The following is a 24008-nucleotide window of genomic DNA, read 5'->3' on the forward strand; positions in this document are numbered from 1 at the left end:
AGCCCCTCAGACGGCGCGCCCCAACAGCCGCTCGTCGAACGGATAGCGGCTCATCAGGCGCCAGCCGTCTTCCGTGATTTCGACCTGCTGCTCCAGCTTTACGCCCTCGCCGCCGGCGTCGGCGCCGATGAAGCTCTCCACGCACAGCACCATGCCGGGCTCGATCACGCCGTCATAGCCGCCCGCCTCGAAATCCTTTTTGTAGAGGATGTAGGGATACTCGCCCGTCATGCCGATGCCGTGGGCGAGAAGATAGTAGCGGTTGCGCTCGTACTTCTTAGGAATCGTCCAACCGGTCTCGCTCAGCTCCCGGAACGTGACGCCGGGCCGGATCAGCTCCAAGTTCCGGTGGATCTGCTCGTGCGCCAGCTGGTAGAGCGTCTGCTGCGCGCCGGTCGGCTTGCTGTCGCCGCAGATCCAGCTGCGCGAGAAGTCGGCGTAGTAGCCGAAGCGCCCGACGACGTCGGTATCCAGGCAGACCATGTCGCCCGCCTCGATCCGGCGCGCGCCGCATTCCTGGAACCAGGGATTGGTGCGCGGTCCGGAATTCAGAAGGCGCGTTTCCACGTAATCCCCGTCGGTCTCGATCACATGGGCCCAGAGCCTGGCCCAAACCTCGCTCTCGCTGGCGCCGGGGCGGATGGCGCCTTCCAGCTTGGCCACCCCCTCCTCCACCGCGGCGATGGAGGCGCGCATCATGCGGATCTCGTTGGGGACCTTGATCGCGCGGGCGCGCTCGACCGGCTCTTGCGCGTCGACGACGTCGAAGCCGCGGGCCTGGACGGCGTAGGCGACCTCCGGCGCAAAGCGCTCGATCCCGACGCGCTTGGCGCCGCCGGCGTGAGCGCGCATCAGGTCGGCCAGCTCGTCGGCAAAGGCCGCGACCACCTCCGGCTGGCGCTCGGCCTGGGCGACGTAGGAGGTGGTCTTGGCGACACGTATCTCGTCCAGCGTCTCAAGCCCCGCCCCGAGATGCTCGCAGCCGGCGAAGTCGAACAGGATCGCCGGCCCGTCGGCGGCGACGAACAGATAGCGCGCCGGATTGCGGGCGGTGAAGATCTGCATGTTGCGCGCGTCGCAGGCGTAGCGCACGTTGACCGGATCGGTCAGCACCAGACCGGCGACGTCGCGCTTCGCCATCTCCGCACGCAGTCGGGCGAGACGGGCGAGCCGGACGCCTGAAATCTCCTCCGCCGTCAGCGTCAGGTCTTCCGGGCTGAATGGGGCCGGGGCGGCGGCGTGCGATAGGGCTGACATGCCCGACCTCCTCTGAGCGACGGCGTGAATCCGCAGCATGGCGGCGCCGCGCGACGAGCGCAACGGGACAGCCGCGCGATTGCGCGGACCTGTTCCAGCCCGACAGCGACCCGCCGTTCCACCGGGCCGAGCCCGGGGTGACGAGGGGACCGAGATTTAGCGAGAAACCGTCGGGCCGGACCTGTTCCGGCCCAACAGCGGCCGGCAACCGCCAAGCGGCCCGCCGTTCCCCCGCCCCGCCGGTCCCCCGCCCCGCCGTTCTCTCGCAACAAGCTTGCGGCGACGTGACGGCAAGGTGAAGGCGAAAGCGCGGGTCCGACGGGCGGCCCCTCACCCCTCCCCGCGCCGATAGGCGGCGAGGCCCATTTCGTCGAGCTCCAAGCCTTCGGCGTGCGCCTCCTCGGCCGCCTCCTCGGCGGTGCGGTTCGCCTCGGCGATCTCGTATTTCTTCAACTCGGCGAAGGCGTCGGCGAGATCGGCGCGGGCCTGTTCGATTTGGGGATAAAGATCGGCGAGGGTCTCAAGCACCGCCGCCTTGCGGGCCTTCGACGCGGCGGCGTAGGGACCGAAGGCGGCGCCCAGCTGCTGGATGTCCGCGCTGGCGAAAGCCTCGCGCTCGGCCTGCAGCTCGGCGTCGATGCGCCGGATGCGGCGCTGCAGCTCCGCCTCCTGATCGAGCAGGGCGGCAAGCGCCCGGCGCTTCTCATCCACCTCAAATCGGTTGAGACGGATCAGCGTCTGCAGGGTCTGACGCGCCATGGCCGCCTATCCGGTCAGCCGGCGGCCGCGGCGTCCGGCCCGTCCGCCGCGGGATCGTCCGGCGGCGGTTCGCCGTAGCTTTCGCCCAGCAATTCCGCGAGCCGTTGATACCCCTCCTCCAGCGTCGCGCGCTCCTCCTTGCCCTGCGAGATGAACCGTTCGATCGGCTCGTTGTAGCGGATCGCCTCGTCCACCTGAGGGTCCGAGCCCTTACGGTAAGCGCCGAGGCGGATCAACTCCGCCATGTCGTCATAGGCGGAGAGCAGCTGACGCGCGCGGTCGACCAGCTTGTTCTGCGGCTCCGAATTGCAGTCCGGCATGGTGCGTGAGACGCTGCGCAGCACATTGACCGCCGGATAGCGATTGCGGTGGGCGATGGTGCGGTCGAGCACGATATGCCCGTCCAGAATGCCGCGCACGGCGTCGGAAATCGGCTCGTTATGATCGTCGCCCTCCACCAGCACGGTGAAGAGGCCGGTGATCGAGCCTGTTTCCGGTCCGGCGCCGGGGCCGGCGCGCTCCAAAAGCCGGGGCAACTCGGCGAAGACGGTCGGGGTGTAGCCCTTGGTCGCCGGCGGCTCGCCCGCGCTCAACCCGATCTCGCGCTGGGCCATGGCGAAGCGGGTGACGCTGTCCATCAGGCAGAGCACGTCCTTGCCCTGATCGCGGAAATATTCGGCGAGCGCCAGCGTCATATGCGCCGCCTCGCGGCGCATCAGCGCGCTTTCGTCCGAGGTCGCCACCACGACGACGGACCGGGCGAGTCCCTCTTCGCCCAGCTCGTCCTGGATGAACTCCTGCACCTCCCGCCCTCGCTCGCCGATCAGGCCGATGACGATGACCTCGGCCTCCGAGAAGCGGGCCATCATCGCCATCAGGATCGACTTGCCGACGCCGGACCCGGCGAAGACGCCCATCCGCTGGCCGCGACAGCAGGTGGTGAAGGTGTTGAGGACGCGTACGCCCAGATCGATCTTCTCGCCGATGCGCTTGCGCGCGTGGGCGGGCGGCGGCGCGCCGCGGATCGGTTGCGCCTCGTCGCCCTGCGCGAGCGGCTGGCCGCCGTCGATCGGCTCGCCGAAGGCGTTGACGACGCGGCCGAGCCAAGCGGGCGTCGGGCGCACCGCGGGCTCGGCCGCGATGGCCTCCGCCCGCGCGCCGAGGGCCACGCCCTCCAGCGCCTGATAGGGCATGACCAGCGCGCGCCCGTCGCGGAAACCGACGGTCTCGGCCATCACGACGCGGCCGGCGCGCGCGCGAATGCGACAGCGATCTCCGATGGACAGATGGCCCTGGAGCCCCGCCACCTCCACCAGCATACCCTGCACGCCCGCGACACGGCCGTAGACGCGGCGGTCGGACACGCGGCGAATGTCGCTCGCCAGATGGTCGAGGAGATCGGTCATTGCGGGGCGCACCTTACCTGAAGATTCGCGGCCTTCGTAGGGAAAAGGCGAGCGGCCGGCGGCTGTAGCCGCTCGATTCGCGCTTTTCCTTGATGCGACCGATCCGGGCGCGCACAATGGCGGCGTCGTGCACCATCAGGGAGCTGAAGCGTGCGGGTGTTACTGGTCGAAGACGACGAATTGGTCTCGCGCAGCATCGAGATGATGCTGCAGAGCGAAGGATTCGTGGTCGACGTGGCCGATATGGGCGAGGACGGCCTCGAGATCGGCAAGATCTACGAGTACGACCTCATCATTCTCGACATCATGCTGCCCGACATCGACGGTTACGAAGTGCTGCGCCGGCTGCGCGACAGCCGGATCGAAACGCCGGTGCTGATCCTGTCCGGCCTCTCCGAGATGGATGACAAGATCAAGGGGCTCGGTTACGGCGCGGACGACTATCTGACAAAGCCGTTCGACAAGCGCGAACTGATCGCGCGGATCCAGGCGATCGTGCGCCGCGCGCGCGGCCACTCGCAGTCGAAGATCGAGGTCGGCCGCCTCAGCGTTAATCTGGAAAGCCGCACCGTCGAGGTCGACGCCCGGCCGGTCCATCTGACCGGCAAGGAATACGGCATCCTGGAATTATTGGCTCTGCGCAAGGGCACGACGCTGACGAAGGAGATGTTCCTCAACCATCTCTACGGCGGGATGGACGAGCCGGAGGCGAAGATCATCGACGTCTTCGTCTGCAAACTGCGCAAAAAGCTCGCCTCGGCCGCCGACGGCGCCAACTTCATCGAAACCGTCTGGGGTCGCGGGTACGTGCTGCAGGACCCCGACGGCGCCGCGAAGGCGGAAAAGAAGAAGGCGAGCTGAGCGGCCGGCCCCGGCTGGGCGCCGCGTCTTCAACGTTTTGAACGGGAAGGCCTCGCGCGGCGTCTCACCAGACCTGGAGCCCGGACGGGCAGTCGCCCCGCGGCGTCGCGAGGTCGCTCGGCGAGCCGTCAAGATCGGGCCAGGCGTCGCCCCCCCCCCTCGCCAGCGTCGCTCATGGCGCGTTCCGCCAGGCGGCAGGCCTCTTCGGACCCGTTGGGAGCGCCGCCTTCGCCCTCGACGAGGGCGAGACGCTCCGCCAATCCCTCGCCGATCGGCAGACCGGCCTTGCGCAAGACGCCGACCAGCCCGCCTTCGCGCCGCTCCAGCGCCTCCTGGCACGCGATCAGCGTGTCGATGACGGAATCGGGCTCGGCGTCCGGCCCGCGCTCGGCGACGCCGTCGGTCACGGCGCCGCTCCCGCAAAAGAGGTTGTGCGATAGAACAGCACGGATCGCGGGCGTCAGCCCATCTCGATCGCCGCCTCGCCGTCGACGCGCTGATAAACGCCGCGCAGGCCCTGGACGGGCTTGAAGCGGTCGGTCACGCCGAGGACGGTCTCCGCGCCTCCAAGATAGAGCACGCCGTCCTTCGCCATCACGTCGGCGATACCCTCCAAAACCTTCTTCTTGGTCGGCTGGTCGAAATAGATCAGCACGTTGCGGCAAAACACCACATCGAACTGGCCGAGCGAGCGCGGGTGCGTCAGCAGGTTGAATTCGCCGTACTGCACCATGGAGCGCAGACCGGCGTCGATTTGCCACTTGTCGCCGGTCTGTTTGAAATATTTGACCAGCAGTTGGATCGGCAGACCGCGCTGCACCTCGAACTGGGTGTAGAGGCCGGCCTTGGCTTTGGCCACGATCTCCTTCGACAGGTCGGTCGCGACAATGTCGAAGCGCCAGCCCGTCACCTTGGCCTGGTTCTCCTTCAAGAGGATCGCCAACGAATAGGGCTCCTGCCCGCTTGAGCAGGCGGCCGACCAGATGCGAATCTTCTTCTGTCCGGCGCGCGCCTTCATCATCCCCGGCAGCACGTTGTCGCGGAAGATGTCGAAGGGCCGCGTGTCGCGGAAAAACAACGACTCGTTGGTCGTCATCGCCTCCGTGACGTCGTTCAACAGCTTGTCGTCGCGCCCGGTGCGCAGCTTCTGGATCAGTTCGTCCAGATCCTTAAGCCCGGAGCGCCGGGCGACAGGCATCAGCCGCGTCTCGAGCAGATAGACCTTGTCCTTGGTGACGACCAGACCGGAGCGCTCCTTCAACAGGCGCGAGAGGAACTCGAAATCCTCGACCTTCATGCCCGGCCTCCCCCGCCGGCGAAGCGCTTGAGCGCCGCGCCGATCTCGCCGACCGGCAGCACGTTGTGCGCCGCCCCGCGCTGCGCGGTCGCGCCCGGCATGCCCCAGACGACGCTGGTCGCCTCGTCCTGTGCCAGGACCAGCCCGCCGGCGTCGGCCAGTTGCTCCGCCCCCTTCGCCCCGTCGGAGCCCATGCCGGTCAGAATGGCGCACAGCACCTTATTGCCGCCATAGGCCTTGATCAGGCTGCGCAGCATCGGATCGACGGCGGGCTTGCAGAAATTCTCAGGCGCGCCGTCGTCGAGACGGATCACCTTCTGCACGCCCTTCGCCTCCACGGTCAGATGCTTGCCGCCCGGCGCGACGTAGAGACGCCCGGCCTGAACCGGCTCGCCGTCCTGCGCTTCGCCGGCGCTGAGCCCGGTGCTGCGGGCGATGTGCTCCGCCAGGATGCGGGTGAAGGTCGGCGGCATGTGCTGGGTGATGAAGACCGGCATTTCGAGCCGGCCGAGATCCCCCAGCACCTTGAACAAGGCCTGCGGGCCGCCGGTCGAGCTGCCGATCGCCACGACCGAGGGCCGGAAGGCCGCCGGCGCGGCGCGCAGCTTGATCTCCTTGGGGGGAGGACGAACGGCCGCGACCCGCGGCGCGCGCTCGCCCGATTTGGTGGCGGGGCGGTTGGGTCGACGCTTGGCGACCTTGCCGAGCGCGCGCACCTTGTCCACCAGATCGCGTTTGAAGTCGTCTGCCGAGCGCAGCTCGCCGCTGCTGCCGGGCTTGGCGATATAGTCGGCGGCCCCGAGCTCCATCGCCTTGAGAGAGATCTCGGCGTTGCGCTGAGTGAGCGTGGACGCCATGACGACCTGGGTTCCCGGATGGTCGGCGACGATCCGCGGCAACGCCTCCAGCCCGTCCATCACCGGCATCTCGATGTCGAGAACGACGACGTCGACCGGGTTGCGCTCCAACAACTGCAGGGCGCGCCTGCCGTCGGAGGCCGTAGCGACCACCTCGATCCCGCCGGCGGCCTCCAGCATGCGGCTGATGAGCCCGCGGATCACCAACGCGTCATCGACGACCAACACCCGAATCGGGCTCTCCGTCGTCCCCTCGCGCGCCGCGCCGCTGGCGGGGGCTGTGGTCATCAGAGCAATCCCAAAAGGTCGAACTTGGTCTTCACGATCTCGGCGTCGAAGGGCTTCATGATGTATTCGTCCGCGCCCGCCGCAAGCGCTTCCTGAATGTGGCGCAAATCGTTCTCGGTGGTGCAGAAAACCACCCGGACCTGATCGCCGCCGGGGAGCTGGCGCAACGCGCGCAAATACTCCAGCCCGTCCATGTTCGGCATGTTCCAGTCGAGCAGCACAGCGTCGGGCAGAGCCTCCTCGCTCTTGTCCAAGGCGATTCGACCGTCTTCGGCCTCGACCACCTGGAAGCCGAGCTCCTCGATGATGCGTCGCGCCACCGTCCGGATGACGCGCGAATCATCGACGACAAGACAGGTTTTCATGGAAAGACACCCTCGATCACGGACCGGGCCTGCGCCGGGCGACGCGGGCGATCCCGCCTCTTTTTAATTCAGTCGGACACTACCCGCGATGCCGGCGCGCCGCAACGGATCAACCCGATGCGGCGCGCCCTTTTCGCCGTTCGTTCAGCCGTGACGCGAACCGCCCTCGAAACCGCCGTGCGCGGTCTCGGCCAGCGCGGCCAGCAGACCGTCGCGATCGTGCTTGGCGACGTAGTCGGTGAACCCGACCGCGTGGCCGCGTTCAAGGTCGGACCGCTCGGTGTGGGAGGACATCGCCACGATCGGGGTCTTCGCCCAACGCCCGCCGGCCCGGAGCTTCTCGACCAGATCGAAGCCGCTCATCCCCGGCATTTCGATGTCGCTTACGATGGCGTCGAAATTATCGCCGCGCTCGTAGAGATCAAGCGCCTCTTCCGCGCTCTCGACGGAGGTGACGGCGTATCCCGCCACCGACAGCATCGGGGCCAGCAGGTTGCGGAAGAAGGCGCTGTCGTCGACCAGCAACAGGCGCGAGCGCTTGCCCTTGGTCTCGATCGCCTTCTGGTCGGCCGCGAACCAGTCCGGGAAGGCCTTGGTCAGGTAGAAGGTGGTGTCGATGATCTCGGTCGCCTTGCCGGCCACGATGGCGCTGCCCAGCATGCCGGTCGACGCGCCGCCCAGTTCGACGGCGAGCTGGTCTTCGACGATGTCCAGGATCTCGTCCACGACAAGCCCCATCGAGCGGGTGCGGTCCGTGAAGACCAGCGTCGGGCGCTTGCCCTCCTGCGGGAACTCCACGCCGTCGCGGATCGGCAGCAGCGGCATCAGGACGCCGCGATACTGAACCATCGCCTGGCCGTCGCTGTATTCGACGTTCGCGAAGTCGACCTCCTCAAGCCGCGCGACCAAGCCGAGCGGCACCGCCTTCGGCGCTTTGTCGCCGCCGGCGCGGAACAGCAGCAGCGCAACCCGCTCCCCCTCGGTCTCGTCAGCCTGCTCGTCGCGAACTTCGCTGCGTTGATCGGCGACCGAGATCTCGCCGGTGGTCTGCGCGATGCCGTTGGGATCCAGGATCATGATGACGCTGCCGTCGCCGAGAATGGTGTTGCCGCCGAAAATCGGCAGATTGCGCAGGATGCTCGCGGTCGGCTTCACCACGATCTCCTCGGCGTCGTAGATCCGGTCCACGATGATGCCGAAGGTGTAGGCGCCGACCTGGCTGACCACGATGTAGGCTTCGCGCCCGTAGGCCGAATCGTCGCCCGGCATGTCGAGCAGTTTGCGCAGCGTCACCAGGGGCAGCAGCTTGTCGCGCAGGCGCAGGACCGGCGTGCCGTGGATCCGCTCGATCTTGTGTTCGCCGTCGCTGGAGGCGCGCACCAGTTCGACCACGCTGATCTGCGGAATGGCGAAGCGTTCGCTGGCGCACTCCACGATCAGCGCATTGACGATCGCCAGGGTCAGCGGGATTTTGATAGTGAAGGTCGTGCCCTGCCCCTCGACCGAGGTCAGCTCGACCGTTCCGCCGATCTTGTCGATGTTGCTCTTCACCACATCCATGCCGACGCCGCGGCCGGAGACGGAGGTGACCTGGGCGGCGGTCGAGAACCCGGCGTTGAAGATGAACTGCTGGATCTGGTGATCCGTCATCTGCTCCAGCTCAGCCTCGGTCGCGATGCCGTTGTTGAGGGCCTTCTCCTTAATCTTGGAAAGCGCGAGGCCTTTGCCGTCATCCTTGATCTGGATCAGGATGTGGCCGCCCTCGTGATAGGCGTTCAACGTTATCGTGCCGGTCTCCGGCTTGCCCGCCGCGGCGCGAATGTCCGGCGTCTCAATGCCGTGGTCGCCGGAATTGCGGACCATGTGCGTGAGCGGATCGCGGATGATCTCCAGCACCTGACGGTCGAGTTCGGTCTCCGCACCGATCATCTGAAGGTCGATCTTCTTGCCAAGTTCGACCGACAGGTCGCGCACGATGCGCGGCAGTTTCGCCCAGGCGTTGCCGATCGGCTGCATGCGGGTCTTCATGACCCCCTCCTGCAGCTCGGAGGTGACGTGGGAGAGGCGCTGAAGGGGGGCGCCGAATTCGCTGTCGGACTGGCTGCGCAAGATCTGCAGCAGCTGGTTGCGCGTCAGCACCAGCTCCGAGACCATGGTCATCAGGTTTTCCAGCAGATCGACATTGACCCGAATGGTCTGAATGACCCCGGACCCGTCCTTTTTCTCGGCCGCGACGGCCTCGCCCTTCTTCTCGTCTTCCTCCTTGACCGCGGGCGGCTTGGCGGCTGCGGCGGGGACGGAGGCCGCCGGCGCAGGCGGCGCGGCGTCGCCGGCCTCGGCCTCGGCCTCGGCCTTCTTCTTCGCGGCCAGCGGATCGCCCGGGCCGTTATAGGGAGTCTCGTCGAAGATGCGCTGCAGCTCGTCCGTGTCCTCGGGCTCGCCCGCCCCCTCTGCCTCGCCGGGTCCCGCCTGTTCGGCCTCGGCCTTCTTCTTCGCGGCCAGCGGGTCGCCCGGGCCGGTATAGGGGGTCTCGTCGAAGATGCGCTGCAGCTCGTCCGTGTCCTCGGGCTCGCCGCCTTCCGCGGCGGGCTCGGGCTCGGGCTCGGGCGCGGCCGGGGCGTCGCCGTCGATCACTTCGCCGGTGTCGGCCAGATGGTTCAAGCGATCGATCAGATCGCCGTCGTCGCCTTCAGGCTCCTGCTCCGTGGCCTCCAGCGCGCCGAGCAGCTCCTTGATCCGGTCAAGCGATTCGAGGACCAAAGAGATGCGCTCGCCACGCACCTCCAACTCGCCGTCGCGGATTTTGCCGAGCACGTTCTCAGACGCGTGCGCCACCGATTCAAGTCGCGGCAGGCCCAGAAAGCCGCAGGTGCCCTTGATCGTATGCACCATGCGGAAAATGCTGCTCAGGATCGCCTGATCGTTCGGATTCTGCTCGAGCTTCACCAGCTCGACGTCGAGCTTGTCCATGCTCTCCGCCGTCTCGGTCAGGAATTCGTTCAGCAAGTCGTCCATGGACCGCCCCTTGTTTCACTGGCGCGCCGCGCGCTCGCGGCGTTCGGTTGACCACAATCGACCGGCGCTTCGCCGGTGCATCCGCCGTGAAGGTAACGGGGTAAAGGTTAAGAAACGCTTTAACGCTCCCGCGGCGGCCTTACCGCACGGCGCACAACGCAAGAGCGTTCTCGTCCAAGCGTTCGAGCGTAAGACGCCGGCCTGCGTCGGCGGCGAGAACCGCCGTCAGGTGGGCGTGCACCGTGCGGGGGCTCAGTTCCTCGGCCGCAGCCTCGGCCGTCAGCGCGGCGGCCAGATCGTCGCGCAAGCGCGCGTCCTGCCCGCTCGCGCGCGCCTCGAACCGCTCGTCGTCGAGCGCGATCCGGACCGTCCCGCCGCGCGGCAGCGCGTCGGCGGCCAGGGCGGCCAGATTCAGGATAAGCTTGCCTTCCCCGCCCTCAAGCGTCGGAACCACCGGGGCCATCGGCCAATCCAGCGTCACGCCGTCGACATGATCGAAGAAGCCGACCGTCAGCGCACGCAGTTCCGGCAGCCCGGCGCTCTCACGCCCGGCGCGACCGTAAGCCATGCGATAGAACTGCAGGCGCGCCTTCAAATTGCCGGCGCTTCGATTGACCAGCTGGGCCGCATCGGGGCCGGCGTCCTCGCCCAGCTCCTCCATCAGCTCCAAGCCGTTGGCGATGGCGCCGGCGGCCCCGACCAGCTCGTGCGCGAAACGGGCTGCGACCAATTCGCTGATTCGCAGGGCGTGATCGACAGCGTTCGGCATGGCGGCTAGGCTCCTCAGACGGACAGCGACTCGCGCGACGGGCGAGCAGCCTAGCCCAGCCGCCCCCGCACGGAAAAGGACCGCCCGCATGCCCCCAGCCCCCTCCGGCGCGCCAGGCGACCGCGGCGGCCCCGGCGCCGATCATGGATTTTACCCGGGCGACTTCGTGCGCAACCCGCAGGCGCCCGACTGGGGTCTCGGCCAAGTGCAAAGCGTCGTCGGCCCCAACGTCACGGTCAATTTCGAGGAGCGCGGCAAGGTCTTGATAAATACCGGAGTCGTCGAACTGGTCGCTGCGAGCGCAGGCGATGACGCCTGAAGGCCAGCCGCCGCGTCGTAAATTTGCGATGTCAGCTCCGATGGCGCCGGCGGCGACCGATCGCCCGCGCGCCTTTACAGGTTGAAGAGAGATTATCCGCCATGGCCGAACACGATCCTGGACAGTCCGAACCCCGCAGCTTCCGCAACCCGGGCTTCGGCCGGCGCAAAACCACGCCTTTCACCAAGGGTCGACAGGTGGAGCCGGAGGCGCTGGAGGAGGTGCAGGAGCTGATCGGCGACGCCCCGCGCGACCGCGCGTTGATGATCGAGTTTCTGCATAAGATTCAGGATCGATTCGGCTGCCTGCACGCCCGCCATATGGCGGCGCTGGCGAAGGAGTTGCGGCTCGCCCAGACCGAGATCTACGAGGTGGCCAGCTTCTACGCGCATTTCGACCTGGTGCTGGAGGGCGAGGAGCCGCCGCCCCCGCTGACCATCCGGGTGTGCGATTCGCTGACCTGCGAGATGATGGGCGCGCAGCAGCTTCTGGCCGATCTGCCTGAAGCGCTCAGCGACGACGTGCGCATCCTGCGCGCGCCCTGCATGGGGCGCTGCCACCAGGCGCCGGTCGCCGAAGTCGGCCACCGCCATGTCTGCAACGCCACCGTCGAGACGCTGACGGCGGCGGCCGAGGGCGCGGATCATCATCCGGTCGTCCCCGAGTACGAGGCTCTCGACGCCTACCGAGCGCGCGGCGGCTACGCCGCGCTGTCGGAATGCCTGACCGGCGCGCGCGAGCGCGAGAGCCTCGCCGCCGAGGTGGAGGAGAGCGGCCTGCGCGGCTTGGGGGGCGCCGGTTTTCCGACCGGCAAGAAATGGCGTTTCGTGCGCATGGAGCCGGCCCCGCGCCTGATGGCGGTCAACGCCGACGAGGGCGAGCCCGGCACGATCAAGGACTGGCACTACATGGCCAAGGCCCCGCATCAGTTCCTGGAAGGGACGCTGATCGGCGCCTGGGTCGTTGAAGCCGCGCAAGTCTACATCTACCTGCGCGACGAATATCCGGACATCCACGAGATTTTGGCCAAGGAAATCAAGGCGCTGGAGGCGGCCGGTCTGTCGCCGCACACCAAGCTGATCCTGCGCCGCGGCGCCGGCGCCTATATTTGCGGCGAAGAGAGCGCGATGCTCGAATCGATCGAAGGCAAGCGCGGCCTGCCGCGCCATCGCCCGCCCTTCGTCGCGCAGAACGGCCTGTGGGGCCGCCCGACCTTGGTGAACAATGTCGAAAGCCTTTATTGGGTGCCGGAAATCCTGGAAAAGGGCGCGGCCTGGTTCAAAGGCTTCGGGGCGAACGGCCGCACGGGCCTGCGCAGCTATTCGGTCTCCGGCCGGGTGAAGCAGCCGGGGGTCAAGCTCGCTCCCGCTGGGATCACCATCCGCGCCCTGATCGACGAGTATTGCGGCGGCATGGCCGACGGCCATGAGTTGAAGGCCTATCTGCCGGGCGGGGCGTCCGGCGGCATCCTGCCGGCGTCAATGGACGACGTGCCGCTGGACTTCGACACGCTTCAGCCGCACGGCTGCTTCATCGGCTCGGCCGCGATCGTGGTGCTGTCGGATCAGGACAGCGTGGCGGACGCGGCGCTCAATCTCATGCGTTTCTTCGAAGACGAGAGCTGCGGGCAGTGCACGCCGTGCCGCGTCGGCACCGAGAAGGCGGTCAAGCTGATGGAGCGCGAACGCTGGGATGCGGACCTGCTGGAAGAACTCTGCCGCGTGATGGCCGACGCCTCGATCTGCGGCCTGGGCCAGGCGGCGCCGAACCCGATCCGCTGTCTGGTCAAATACTTCCCCGACGAGGTTCCAGGCGCAGCGTGAACGACCAGACGCGCCCCCCGGAGCAGACGACGCGAAATCGCACGCCGCACAAGACTCCGCCGGGCGCCTTCGATAGACTTGGCGGATGACCCAGTTCGACAATGCAACCGTCCTGGTGGTGGAGGACAATGCGCTGGTGCGCCGGCTGCTGACGGCCGTCTTGCGGGCGATCGGCGTCGGTCGCGTCGTCGCCGCCGCCAACGGGCAAGAGGCGATCCGCGTTATGCGCGCCGTCTCGGCCAGGGCGGCCGCGCAAGACGCCGACGGGGAGCGCGGCGACGGGGCCGAAGACGGCGCGGACGACGCGGCGCCCGATCGGATCGACGCCGTTCTGTCCGATTGGGTGATGCATCCAGGCGACGGGACGGCGCTGTTGCGGTGGATCAGGCGGCACGACGATTCGCCGAACCGCTTCGTCCCCTTCCTGATGCTCTCCGCCTACGCGGATCCGGCGCGGGTGCGCAAGGCGCGCGATCTCGGCGTCACGGCCTTCATCGCCAAACCCTTCACCGCCGACACGGTCGCGCGGTATCTCTCCACCGCGCTCTCCGACGCGCGGCGTTTCGTCGAAGTGGGCGAGTATTTCGGCCCTGACCGCCGCAAACGCGCCGCCGAATTAAGCGAGCAGGAACGCCGCGACCTCGATCACTCGGATCGGGAAAAAGGCGTGCGTTTCTTCGTGCCCCCGCAACTGCATGAAGGGCGGGTCGTCCCCGGCGGCGGCGTCGACGCCAAGCGGTTGATGGCGATTCAGAAGGTGATCGAGCAGCGCGGCGAGACCTTCCTCGACTGGACCCGCGAGACGCTGGCTCGCCTGGATCTCGAGCGCGAGAGCGCCGCCAAGCGGGCCGTCGGCGATCGGCGCACCCAATTCAGCCGGATCAACATGATCGCGCACGAGTTGCGCGGCATGGGCACGACGTTCGGCTACCCGTTGATCTCGGCGGTCGCAAAAGGGCTGTTCGATCTGACGGCGCATAGTTGGGATCGTTCCGACGCTGCGCTCAAGGCGGTGCGCAGCCATTCGACGGCGATGAAACGCATCCTCCGCGAGGACATGCGCGGCGACGGCGCCGACGCCGGCCGCGCACTGCTAGAGGCGCTCGCCGCGGAGCGCCGGGCCTTGGAGCCGGACCCGAGCGCGCCGGCGGATGGCGCGTCGGGGTCGAACTCGGCGCCGAACCGAAACGAGACCGCCTGAACCCTTTCGCCGCCTGACGCTCTCGTTTCTTGCGGCGCCGCTTTTTGGGTATAGTCCCCCGGCCGAACTTGGCATGGTGCGCTGCAGGCTGGACGCGCCGAGGCGGCGTCGGGCCAACGGGTTTATTTCGATCAGGGCGGGACCAGGCGACCATGAGCCAGGCTGACAGCACGACCATCACCTTCACCCTCGACGGCCGCGAGGTGTCGGCCGCTCCGGATGAAAGCATCTGGCAGGTCGCCCAGCGGATCGGAACCGAAATCCCGCATCTGTGCTACAAGCCGGAACCCGGTTATCGTGCGGACGGCAATTGCCGCGCCTGCATGGTCGAGATCGAGGGAGAGCGGGTGTTGGCCGCTTCCTGCCTGCGCAAGCCGGCCGACGGCATGGTGGTGAAAACCGCCTCGGAGCGCGCCAAGGACAGCCGCAAGATGGTGTTCGAGCTGCTGCTGGCCGATCAGCCTGCGCGCGCCCAGGCGCACGAGACCGACAGCAAGTTCTGGCAGTGGATCGACCGGGTCGACGGGCTGGGACCGGAGGCGACGAGCCGCCTGCCTGCGCGCGAGGCCGCGGTCGTCCCGGAGACCGACGCGAGCCACATCGCCATGCGCGTCAATCTGGACGCGTGCATTCACTGCAATCTGTGCGTGCGCGCCTGCCGCGAGGTTCAGGTCAACGACGTGATCGGCATGGCCTATCGCGGGCACGGCGCGAAGATCGTCTTCGATATGGACGATCCGATGGGCGAGAGCACCTGCGTCGCCTGCGGCGAATGCGTCCAGGCCTGCCCGACCGGCGCGCTGATGCCGGCTGCGATGGTCGACGAGAACCAGGTCTACGCGGGCGCGCCCGACAAGAAGGTCGAGAGCGTCTGCCCCTTCTGCGGCGTCGGCTGCCAGACGGAGATTTCGGTCAAGAACAACCGGATCGTCCAGGTCGACGGCAAGAACGGACCGGCGAACCAGAACCGGCTTTGCGTTAAGGGCCGCTTCGGCATGGATTACGCGAGCCATCCCGGCCGCCTGACCAAGCCGATGATCCGGCGCGAGGACGCTCCCAAACGCTGGGACGACGAGATCGACCCGCTGAACCCCTGGACCCATTTCCGCGAGGCCACATGGGAGGAAGCGCTGGAGCGCGCGGCCGACGGCCTGAAGCGCGCGCGCGACGAGCAGGGCCCAGCCGCGCTAGCCGGCTTCGGTTCGGCCAAGGGCTCGAACGAGGAGGCGTATCTCTTCCAGAAGCTGGTGCGCACCGGCTTCGGCACCAACAATGTCGATCACTGCACGCGGCTGTGCCATGCGAGTTCGGTGGCCGCGCTGATGGAGGGGGTCAATTCCGGCGCCGTCACCGCGCCTTTCACCGACGCGCTGAAGGCCGACTGCATCATCATCATCGGCGCGCGCCCGGCGCAGAACCACCCGGTCGCCGCCACCTATTTCAAGCAGGCGGCCAAGCGCGGTGCGAAGGTCATCGTCATGGACCCGCGCAATCAGGACCTCGCCCGCCAAGGGGCCGGCCGTCAGTTGCAGTTCAAGCCGGGTCGCGACGTCGCGCTGCTCAACGCGATGATCTACACCATCATCGACGAGAATCTGGTGGACGAGCAGTTCATCCAGGCGCGCGTCGACAACTACCCGGCTGTGAAGGAGAACGTGAAGCGCTTCTCGCCGGAGAAAATGGCCCCGGTCTGCGGCGTCGAGGCCGGCGCGATCCGCGAGGCCGCGCGGGACTACGCGCGGGCCGAGCGCTCCATGATTTTCTGGGGCATGGGCGTCTCGCAGCACGTCCACGGCACGGACAACTCGCGCTGCCTCATCACGCTCGCCGCCATCACCGGCCAAATCGGCCGGCCGGGCACGGGCCTGCATCCGCTGCGCGGCCAGAACAACGTCCAGGGCGCCTCCGACGTCGGGCTGATCCCGATGGTCTTTCCGGACTACAAGGCGGTGGACGCCGAGCCGATCCGCGCGATGTACGAGGACTTCTGGGGGACCGAGCTCAACCCCCAGCGCGGCAAGACGGTGGTCGAGATCATCGACGCCATCCTCGGCGACGAGATCAGCGCCATGTACATCATGGGCGAAAACCCGGCGATGTCGGACCCGGACGCGCGCCACGCGCGCGAGGCGCTGGCCAAGCTCGACCATCTTGTGGTGCAGGAGATCTTCTTCACCGAGACCTGCACCTACGCGGACGTGATTCTGCCCGCCACCGCCAAGGCGGAGAAGTGGGGCACCTTCACCAACACCAATCGTCAGATCCAGATGGCGCGGCCCGCGCTGGATCCGCCGGGCGAGGCCCGCCAGGACTGGTCGATCATCCAGGACCTCGCCAACCGGATCGGCCTCGATTGGCGCTACGAGCATCCGCGCGACGTGTTCGGCGAGATGGCGCAGATCATGGGCAGCCTGAAGAACATCACCTGGGAGCGGATTGAGCGCGAGAAGTCCGTCACCTACCCCTGCGACTCGCCCGACCAGCCGGGTCATGAAGTGATCTTCTGGGAGAGCTTCCCGACCCCCAACGGCCGCGTGAAGCTGGTGCCGACCGAATTGCTGCCGCCGGACGAACTGCCGGACAGCGACTATCCGATGGTGCTGACCACCGGCCGCCTGCTGGAGCATTGGCACACCGGCGCCATGACCCGGCGCGCGGCCGTTCTGGACACGCTCGAGCCGGAGGGGGTCGCCCATCTGCACCCGCGCTATCTGGCGAAGAACGGCATCAAGCCCGGCGACTACATCTCGGTCGCGACGCGCCGCGGCTCGGTCCGCCTGAAGGCGCGCGCCGACCGCGACGTGACGGAGGACATGGTCTTCATCCCGTTCTGCTTCGCTGAGAGCCCGGCCAACATGCTGACCAACCCGCAGCTCGACCCCTACGGCAAGATTCCGGAGTTCAAGTTCTGCGCGGCCAAAGTCGGCAAGCTCGATCAATCGGGCGAACTGGAGGCGGCGGAGTAGTTTTTCTCACCCCCTCGGGGGTATCGAGAGGCGCTTGAGACAAACCTCTCGGCGCGTAGCGCCGAGGCGATCTTCTGACAAGAAGACCCCTCACCCCCATCCTCCCCACCCCCTCAAGGGGAAAGGCTCTTTCTCTTCCCCCTTGAGGGGAGGATCGAGGCGAGAGTGGGCGCGCCGCGTTGAGGCCGTTAGCGCTCGAAATCCTCCGGGGCGCCGGGCTCATCCGTCGGGATGCGGTAGTGTTCGCCCAGCCAGCGGTTGAGGTCGACCTGCCGGCACCGGTCTGAACAAAAGGGCTTGAAATCTGCAAGCGCGACCTTGCGGCAGATCGGGCAGCGCGCCTTGCGGGTGCTCGCCTTCGGCGTCTTTTCGGAATCGAACATGATCGCGTTTCGCCTCACCGCTCCAGAATAACGTCGGGCGGGACCGTATCAGCCCCGTCGCGCACCTCCAACGGCCGACCGAGCCGGCGGTCCACATCCGCCTTCGCCTCCGCCAGCGGCCCCTTGAGCGCCGCCTGCACGGGCTTCGAGGCGCAGGCGACCGGCGCGCCCGGTCCCTTGAGCGCCAAGGCGGCGCGCAGGATCCCGACGGCCTGGGCGTCCGCCGCCGGGCGCGGCGCGCCGGCGGGCGCGTCCATCAGTTCGTCCAGCGCCGGGGCGGTGCGCTGACGGGTCACCTCGATCAGCCCCGCCGCGGTCGCCCCCAGGACGTCCGTCTTGACCGGATCGGCCTTCACCTTGGCGCGCAGATGCTCGACCAGCGCCTTGATGCGGCCCTTGGTCTTCAGCGTCACGCAATCGATGACGATCAGGCCGGAAAGATTGCGCAGCCGGATCTGGCGCGCCGCCTCCTCCACAGCCCGGCGGTTGAGGCGGAAGACCGCCTCCTCCTTCAAGCCCCCGCCGTCGGCCGAACCGCCGCCGTCCACGTCGATCGCGATCAGCGCCTCCGTCCGGTCGATGACGAGGCGCCCCCCGCCGACCAGATCGACGGTGCGCGCCGTCGCTTCCGCGAGCGCGTCGGAGACGCCCGCACTGTCGAACAAAGCGCCGCGCGCGGGATCGAAGAAGGCGATGCCTTCCGCCAAATCCGGCCAGTCGGCCTGCACCCGGGCCTTCAGGCGCTGGTGCAGCGCGCGATCGTCGGTCGCGACGCGGGCGCCGGCGGGGGCGTCGCGGACCGCGCGCTCCAGAAAGCCGGGCGGCGTCTCCAGCGTCGCGGGCGGCGTCGCCCTTTCCTCGGCCGCACGGATCGCCGCGCGGCGTTCGGCGAGACGCCTCAGGTCGCGCTCCAGCGTTTTCGCGTCCGCGCCCAGCGCCGGCGCGCGCAGTAAAAGCCCCTCGGCCAGGTCGCCCACGTCCGCGGCGTCCAGCGCGGCGGCGAGCGCCTCCTCCAACTCCGCGCGCCGCTTGCCCTGCCCAAGCGCCCGGGCGACCTCCACGCCGCGTCGACCGAAGGTCCAGGCCAAGTACCGCTCCGCCAGCTGGTAGTTGCGCGTAAGCGCCGGCCCCTTCGCCGCATGCGCGTCGCGGACGACCTGAACGCTCGCGGCGGCCCCTTCCGTCAGCTTTCCGGCCTTGGGCAGCATTCCTTCGCCCGCCGGGCCAAGGTCGAAAAAGGCCGCCCCGGTCTGTTTGTCGACGCGGACCACCCGCGCGCGGACGATCGTCTCGAGATGCGAGGCCCGGCCGTCGCGGTCGATCGACACCTTCAACAGCCGTCCGTCCTCGCCGACCAGCGCCGCACGCCGTTCGCCAGGCACGGAATCCAGATAAAGTTCGGCCGGCTCGCTCATCGCACCGTGATCCCTGCGCTTTCCAAAAGCCCGGCCGTCTCGAACAGCCCAAGCCCCACGACGTTGCTGTAGGAGCCGTTCAAGTGCCGCACGAACGCCGCCGCGCGCCCCTGGACGGCGTAGCCCCCGGCCTTGCCTTCCCATTCGCCGCCATCGAGATAGCGTCGGATCTCGTGATCGCTCAGACGCTTGAAGGCGACCGCGGTCGCGACCAGGCGGGTGCGCACTTCGCCGTCCGGCGCGGCCAGCGCGATCCCGCCATAGACGGTGTGACGCCGCCCGCTCATCGCCTCGAGGCAGCGGCGCGCGGTCTCGCGATCCTCCGCCTTCGGCAGGGCGCGGCGCCCGAGCGCGACGACCGTATCGGCCGCCAGGACGGCCGCGCCGGGCTGATCGGCGGCGACGGCCAGCGCCTTCTCGCGCGCCAGCCGTTCGGCGAGATGGCGGGGAAGCTCGGCCTTCCTCGGCGTCTCGTCGATATGCGCCGGCGCCACGGCGGCCGGGACGACGCCGATCTGCGCCAACAGATCGAGTCGCCGCGGACTGGCGGAGGCGAGAATGAGGCGGGGCGCGCAGGCGGTCGGACTCATTCCTCCCCGCCCCCGAAGCGTTTAGCGAGGCGCGCCTGCAACTGATCGCGCACCTGGCGGTAGGCGTCGAGGCGCTGGTCGCGCGAGCCCTCGATGATAGTCGGGTCGAAGGTGTTCCAGAACTCCACCTCGCAGGCCATGGTGCGGGTGAGTTCGACGGCGTGGTGCTGCGCCTCGGGCGAGAGGGCGATGATCAGGTCGAAGGAGGTGTCCTCAAGCTCGTCGAAGGTCTTGGGATTGTGCCCCGACATGTCGACGCCGATCTCCTTCATCACCTCGACCATCATCGGGTCCGTGAAGCCCTCGCGCGCGCCGACGGAATCCACATAGATGCTGGCGCCGACCAATTTCTTCAAAATCCCTTCCGCCATCGGCGAGCGCACAGAATTCAGCGTGCAGCAGAACATCACCGCATCCGGCAGATCCGCATCCATGCCGCGCTCGCCCCTATCCGTCCCGCCGTCTCGCGCCCATCTCTCACCCGCGAATGTGGAGGACGCAGATCAGCGTGAAGAGCCGGCGCGCCGTCGCCTTGTCGAGGGCGATCTTGTCCTTCAGCCGCTCCATCAGCAGATCCGAGCCCTCGTTGTGCAGACCGCGCCGGGCCATGTCGATGGTCTCGATCTGGCTGGGAGAAAGCTTCTTGATCGCGTCGAAATAGCTCTCGCAGATCTGGAAATAGTCGCGGATCAGCGACCGGAAGGGGCTGAGCGGCAGCGTGACCGAGGTCAGATCCCGCTCGTCCTCGCTTCGGATGGTGAAGAGCAGGCGTTTTCCGTCCTCGATCGAAAGCGTGACCTTATAGGGCCCCTGGTAGTCGCCGACTGGGCGAAAGCGGTTCATGTCAAGCAGATCGTAAATCGCCACCGCGCGTTCGTGCTCGATCTCCGGCGCACGGCGCACGACCGACTGCTCGTCGAGAGTGATGTCGACGATGCGCTCGCTCGTCTGGGTTCCGTTGTCGTCGGCCATGGCCTCGCCTTCTCATGATGCCGCGCAGGATGGCGGAGCCCGCGCCTCCCCGATCGGTCGGCCGCGGAGCGTTTTGCGTCGGCCCTAGTCGACCGCCGGCATGTTGAGGCGGATCGCGACCGAGCGGGCATGCGCGCCCAGACCTTCCGCCTCCGCCAGCTTCACGGCCGCCGGACCGATGGCGCGTAGACTATCGGAATCACAGGCGACAAGCGAGGTTCGCTTCATGAAGTCGAGCACGCCGAGCCCGCTTGAGAACCGTGCGCTGCCCGAGGTCGGCAGCACATGGTTCGGCCCCGCGACATAGTCGCCGACGGCTTCCGGAGTGTAGCGACCCAGGAAGATGGCGCCGGCGTTCTCAATCCGCTGCGACAACGCCTCCGGATCGCCGACGGCGAGTTCCAGATGCTCCGGCGCGATGCGATCGACGATCGCGGGCGCGTCGCGCATGACGTCGTCGACCAGGATCACCGCGCCGTGGTCGGACCAGCTGGCGCGCGCGATCGCCTCGCGCGGCAGCTGAGTGAGCGCCGTCGCGACCGCTTGTTCCACCGCGGCGGCGAAGTCGGCGTCGTCCGTCACCAACACCGACTGGCTCGAAGCGTCGTGCTCCGCCTGACTCAGCAGGTCCATCGCGATCCAGTCGGGATCGTTTTCGCCGTCGGCGACAACCAGGATCTCCGACGGGCCTGCGATCATGTCGATGCCGACCGTCCCGAAGACCCGGCGCTTGGCCGCCGCGACATAGGCGTTGCCGGGTCCGACGATCTTGTCCACCGGACGGATCGTCTCCGTGCCGTAGGCGAGAGCGCCGACGGCCTGCGCGCCGCCGATGCGGTAGACCTCGTCGACGCCGGCCAGGTGCGCGGCCGCGAGGCTCAAAGGATTGGTCTTGCCGTCGGGCGTGGGGTGGACCATCACAAGCCGGCCGACGCCGGCGACCTTGGCCGGTATCGCATTCATCAGCACGCTGCTGGGAAGCGCCGCCGTGCCGCCGGGAACGTAGAGACCGGCGGCGGCGACCGGGCGCCATCGCGCGCCGAGGCGAACCCCCTGATCGTCGCGATAGTCCAGCCCTTCGGGCAGGGTCTTTTCGTGGAAGGCGCGGATTCGCTCGGCCGCCGTCTTCAGCGCGCTCAGCGTGTCGTCGTCGACCTTCCCGGCCGCGTCGGCGATCTCATCGGCCGAGATCCGCATGCTCGCCGGCGTCAACGCCAACCGATCGAATTTCGCGGTCAGGTCAAGCACCGCGCGGTCGCCGCGCGCGCGGACGTCGGCCAGAATGTCGGCCGCCGCGCGATCGGCGCTCTCCTCCACGTCGCGGCGCGCGGTCAGGAAGCGCTCGAACGCGTCCGCGAAATCCGGCGCGCGGGATGAAAGCTTATGCGGCATGGCGAGCGGCCTCCTGGAAGCGGCCGATCCAGTCCCCCACCTGATCGGGCCGGGTCTTGAGCGCGGTGCGGTTCACGATCAGGCGCGAGGTCACCTCGGCGATCGTCTCCACCTCGACCAAACCGTTCGCCTTCAACGTGCCGCCGGTCGAGACGAGATCGACGATCCGCCGACACAGTCCCATCGAGGGCGCCAGCTCCATCGCGCCGTTAAGCTTGATGCACTCCGCCTGAACGCCGCGCCGGGCGAAATGGCGTCGCGTCACGTTCGGATACTTGGTGGCGACCCGGATGTGGCTCCAACGGCTGGGATCGTCGCTTGCGCTGAGGCTCGTCGGCTCGGCCACCGACAGCCGGCAATGGCCGATCGACAGATCGACCGGCGCGTAGATCTCGGAATAGTCGAACTCCATCAGCACGTCGTTGCCGGCGACGCCCAGATGCGCCGCGCCGAAAGCGACGAAGGTGGCGACGTCGAAGCTGCGCACGCGCACGATCTCGACGCCCGTCAGATTGGTGGCGAAGCGCAGCTGACGGCTGTCCGGATCGTCGAAGGCGGCCTCCGGCTCGACGCCGACGCCGTCCAACAGCGGGCGCAATTCCTTCAGGATGCGGCCCTTGGGCACGGCCAGCACCAGCGGCTCGTTGGCGACGGTCTCTGGGGAACTCATGACGACTCGATCTGTCTTTGGCGGTCTGGGGCGCGAACGGCGCTCTATGTGACACAGCCGCGCCGGCGTTTCCAGCCGCTTGGGCGGGCGCGCACGGGGCCTAGAAGATCAGGCCCCCCGCCACGCCCGCCGCGATCACCACCGCCCAAGGCGGGAGCTTCCACAACGCGATCGCCACGTAGCACAGCGCGGCCAGCGGCGCAGCCAACGGGCGTTCGATGACGGCGACGGCGATCGGATCGACGAAGGCGGCGGCCAACAGGCCCACGACGGCCGCGTTGACGCCGATCAACGCCCGGCGCATCAGCGGCGCGTGCCGCAACGCCGCCCAGAACGGCAGCGCGCCGTATGTCAGCAGCATCGACGGCAGGAAAATCGCAAGCGTCGCGATCAGCGCGCCGGTCCATCCCGCCCCCGCCCCGCCGAGAAAGGTCGCGAAGGTGAAGAGCGGCCCCGGCATCGCCTGCGCCGCACCGTAGCCGGCCAGGAAGACTTCGTTCGACACCAGCCCGCTTTCGACCATCTCCGCCTGCAGTAGGGGCAAGACCACATGCCCGCCGCCGAACACCAGCGCGCCGGCGCGATAGAACCGGTCAGCCAGATCCAGCTCCTCGGACAGCGCCAGAAAGGGCGGCAGAACCAAGAGCGCCGCAAACAACATCAGCGCGACAACGGCGGCCCCATAGGGAACCCGAATGGCGAGGCCGTCCGCGCCCTCGTCCTCCGCCTGACGATCCTGCGCCAAAGGGCCGCACAGCGCGAAGCCGAGCGCCGCGCCGATCGCGATCGCCCCCACCTGCGCCAAGACCGGCGCGCCGAGAAGGACCGCCCCGCCCGTGGCCGCCGCCATGCCGGCGACCGCGACGCCGGCGCGCCGCCCGTCCGGGGCGAGGCTTTTCGCCATGCCGAGCAGCGCTTGCGCCACCACGGCCGCGGCGGCGGCCTTAAGGCCGACCAGCCAGCCCCCGCCGAGGGCGTCTCCAAAGCTTACGACCCCCCAAGCGACCGCGGCCATCAGGATCGCCGACGGCGCGGTGAAGCCGATGAAGGCCGCCAGCATCCCCGGCAGCCCGCCGCGGGCCAACCCGATCGCCATGCCGGTCTGGCTGGAAGCGGGTCCGGGCAGGAACTGGCACAGCGCCACGATGTCGGCGTAGGCGCGGTCGGTGAACCAGCCGCGCCGCTCCACGAACGCCTCGCGAAAATAGCCGAGATGCGCCACGGGGCCGCCGAAGCTGGTGCAGCCGAGGACGAAGAAAATCCGGAGAAGCTCAAAGGGGCTGGTGCGCCCGCTGTCGGGTCGCCCCGTCGAAAGATCGCTCATGGCCGGCTTCCTAGACTATTCTGCGCGACAGTTTCATGACAGCCTGCCGGCCTGCAAGCTGAACCGGCCCGCCGCCGGT

General features: G+C 68.1%; 22 protein-coding genes. 5 read left to right on the plus strand and 17 right to left on the minus strand.

The window, feature by feature from the left end; translation table 11 throughout:
- Window positions 1-6: 6 nt before the first annotated feature.
- The 3 genes from RIB45_RS14115 to fliI all read right to left on the minus strand — a co-directional run bounded on the left by RIB45_RS14115 (window position 7) and on the right by fliI (window position 3422).
- Window positions 7-1257, minus strand: coding sequence for a M24 family metallopeptidase (locus tag RIB45_RS14115; protein WP_350051008.1), 1251 nt, complete (start codon window positions 1255-1257; stop codon window positions 7-9).
- 330 nt (window positions 1258-1587) lie between these two features.
- A complete protein-coding gene (locus RIB45_RS14120) occupies window positions 1588-2016 on the minus strand; it encodes a flagellar FliJ family protein (protein WP_350051009.1) in 429 nt (142 codons plus the stop codon).
- A gap of 14 nt (window positions 2017-2030) precedes the next feature.
- Window positions 2031-3422 carry a flagellar protein export ATPase FliI gene (gene fliI, locus RIB45_RS14125; RefSeq protein WP_350051010.1) on the minus strand — a complete coding sequence of 464 codons (1392 nt, stop codon included), beginning with the start codon at window positions 3420-3422 and terminating at the stop codon, window positions 2031-2033.
- A 150-nt stretch (window positions 3423-3572) separates the two neighbouring features.
- Here fliI and ctrA point away from each other — a divergent pair, with 150 nt between their 5' ends.
- Window positions 3573-4283: a response regulator transcription factor CtrA gene (gene ctrA / locus RIB45_RS14130; RefSeq protein ID WP_350051011.1), complete on the plus strand. Its 711-nt coding sequence runs from the start codon at window positions 3573-3575 to the stop codon at window positions 4281-4283.
- Window positions 4284-4411: 128 nt separating this feature from the next.
- Here ctrA and RIB45_RS14135 read toward each other — a convergent pair whose 3' ends face one another.
- The 6 genes from RIB45_RS14135 to RIB45_RS14160 all read right to left on the minus strand — a co-directional run bounded on the left by RIB45_RS14135 (window position 4412) and on the right by RIB45_RS14160 (window position 10874).
- On the minus strand, window positions 4412-4690 hold the full coding sequence (locus RIB45_RS14135; RefSeq protein ID WP_350051012.1) for a hypothetical protein: 279 nt from the start codon (window positions 4688-4690) through the stop codon (window positions 4412-4414).
- Window positions 4691-4743: 53 nt separating this feature from the next.
- Window positions 4744-5580: a CheR family methyltransferase gene (locus RIB45_RS14140; RefSeq protein WP_350051014.1), complete on the minus strand. Its 837-nt coding sequence runs from the start codon at window positions 5578-5580 to the stop codon at window positions 4744-4746.
- Window positions 5577-6725 (minus strand): protein-glutamate methylesterase/protein-glutamine glutaminase, encoded by a 1149-nt coding sequence (locus RIB45_RS14145; RefSeq protein ID WP_350051015.1) that lies wholly within the window; start codon window positions 6723-6725, stop codon window positions 5577-5579. The genes RIB45_RS14140 and RIB45_RS14145 overlap by 4 nt, the downstream gene beginning before the upstream one ends.
- On the minus strand, window positions 6725-7090 hold the full coding sequence (locus RIB45_RS14150) for a response regulator (RefSeq protein ID WP_350051017.1): 366 nt from the start codon (window positions 7088-7090) through the stop codon (window positions 6725-6727). Before RIB45_RS14150 ends, RIB45_RS14145 begins: the two co-directional genes overlap by 1 nt.
- Before the next feature lie 144 nt (window positions 7091-7234).
- The gene (locus RIB45_RS14155; protein ID WP_350051019.1) at window positions 7235-10105 is read right to left on the minus strand and encodes a hybrid sensor histidine kinase/response regulator; all 2871 of its coding nucleotides are present in this window, start codon (window positions 10103-10105) and stop codon (window positions 7235-7237) included.
- 139 nt (window positions 10106-10244) lie between these two features.
- The gene (locus RIB45_RS14160) at window positions 10245-10874 is read right to left on the minus strand and encodes a histidine phosphotransferase family protein (protein ID WP_350051021.1); all 630 of its coding nucleotides are present in this window, start codon (window positions 10872-10874) and stop codon (window positions 10245-10247) included.
- An 88-nt stretch (window positions 10875-10962) separates the two neighbouring features.
- Between RIB45_RS14160 and RIB45_RS14165 the strand changes: the two genes are divergently transcribed.
- From RIB45_RS14165 to fdhF, 4 genes are all read left to right on the plus strand, one after another.
- Window positions 10963-11193 carry a DUF3553 domain-containing protein gene (locus tag RIB45_RS14165; RefSeq protein WP_350051022.1) on the plus strand — a complete coding sequence of 77 codons (231 nt, stop codon included), beginning with the start codon at window positions 10963-10965 and terminating at the stop codon, window positions 11191-11193.
- Between the two features lie 101 nt (window positions 11194-11294).
- Window positions 11295-13016 carry an NADH-ubiquinone oxidoreductase-F iron-sulfur binding region domain-containing protein gene (locus RIB45_RS14170; protein ID WP_350051023.1) on the plus strand — a complete coding sequence of 574 codons (1722 nt, stop codon included), beginning with the start codon at window positions 11295-11297 and terminating at the stop codon, window positions 13014-13016.
- A gap of 85 nt (window positions 13017-13101) precedes the next feature.
- Complete coding sequence (locus RIB45_RS14175) at window positions 13102-14217, plus strand: response regulator (protein ID WP_350051024.1); 1116 nt, start codon at window positions 13102-13104, stop codon at window positions 14215-14217.
- Window positions 14218-14369: 152 nt separating this feature from the next.
- Window positions 14370-17183, plus strand: coding sequence for a formate dehydrogenase subunit alpha (gene fdhF / locus RIB45_RS14180; RefSeq protein ID WP_350051025.1), 2814 nt, complete (start codon window positions 14370-14372; stop codon window positions 17181-17183).
- Between the two features lie 188 nt (window positions 17184-17371).
- On the opposite strand, the gene RIB45_RS14185 is transcribed toward fdhF, so the two are convergent.
- The 8 genes from RIB45_RS14185 to chrA form a co-directional block, all read right to left on the minus strand.
- On the minus strand, window positions 17372-17566 hold the full coding sequence (locus RIB45_RS14185; protein ID WP_350051026.1) for a DNA gyrase inhibitor YacG: 195 nt from the start codon (window positions 17564-17566) through the stop codon (window positions 17372-17374).
- Window positions 17567-17580: 14 nt separating this feature from the next.
- The gene (locus RIB45_RS14190) at window positions 17581-18981 is read right to left on the minus strand and encodes a ribonuclease E/G (protein WP_350051027.1); all 1401 of its coding nucleotides are present in this window, start codon (window positions 18979-18981) and stop codon (window positions 17581-17583) included.
- On the minus strand, window positions 18978-19571 hold the full coding sequence (locus tag RIB45_RS14195; RefSeq protein WP_350051028.1) for a Maf family protein: 594 nt from the start codon (window positions 19569-19571) through the stop codon (window positions 18978-18980). Before RIB45_RS14195 ends, RIB45_RS14190 begins: the two co-directional genes overlap by 4 nt.
- Window positions 19568-20005 carry an arsenate-mycothiol transferase ArsC gene (locus RIB45_RS14200; RefSeq protein WP_350051029.1) on the minus strand — a complete coding sequence of 146 codons (438 nt, stop codon included), beginning with the start codon at window positions 20003-20005 and terminating at the stop codon, window positions 19568-19570. Before RIB45_RS14200 ends, RIB45_RS14195 begins: the two co-directional genes overlap by 4 nt.
- A 43-nt stretch (window positions 20006-20048) precedes the next feature.
- Window positions 20049-20543, minus strand: a complete 495-nt coding sequence (locus RIB45_RS14205; protein WP_350051030.1) for a UPF0262 family protein — start codon at window positions 20541-20543, stop codon at window positions 20049-20051.
- An 84-nt stretch (window positions 20544-20627) separates the two neighbouring features.
- Window positions 20628-21935: a histidinol dehydrogenase gene (gene hisD / locus RIB45_RS14210; protein ID WP_350051031.1), complete on the minus strand. Its 1308-nt coding sequence runs from the start codon at window positions 21933-21935 to the stop codon at window positions 20628-20630.
- Complete coding sequence (gene hisG, locus RIB45_RS14215) at window positions 21925-22605, minus strand: ATP phosphoribosyltransferase (protein WP_350051032.1); 681 nt, start codon at window positions 22603-22605, stop codon at window positions 21925-21927. The genes hisD and hisG overlap by 11 nt, the downstream gene beginning before the upstream one ends.
- Window positions 22606-22705: 100 nt before the next feature.
- A complete protein-coding gene (gene chrA, locus RIB45_RS14220; RefSeq protein WP_350051033.1) occupies window positions 22706-23929 on the minus strand; it encodes a chromate efflux transporter in 1224 nt (407 codons plus the stop codon).
- Window positions 23930-24008: the final 79 nt, after the last annotated feature.

Source organism: Marivibrio sp. (assembly GCF_040218065.1).
Lineage (GTDB): Bacteria > Pseudomonadota > Alphaproteobacteria > UBA8366 > Aestuariispiraceae > Marivibrio.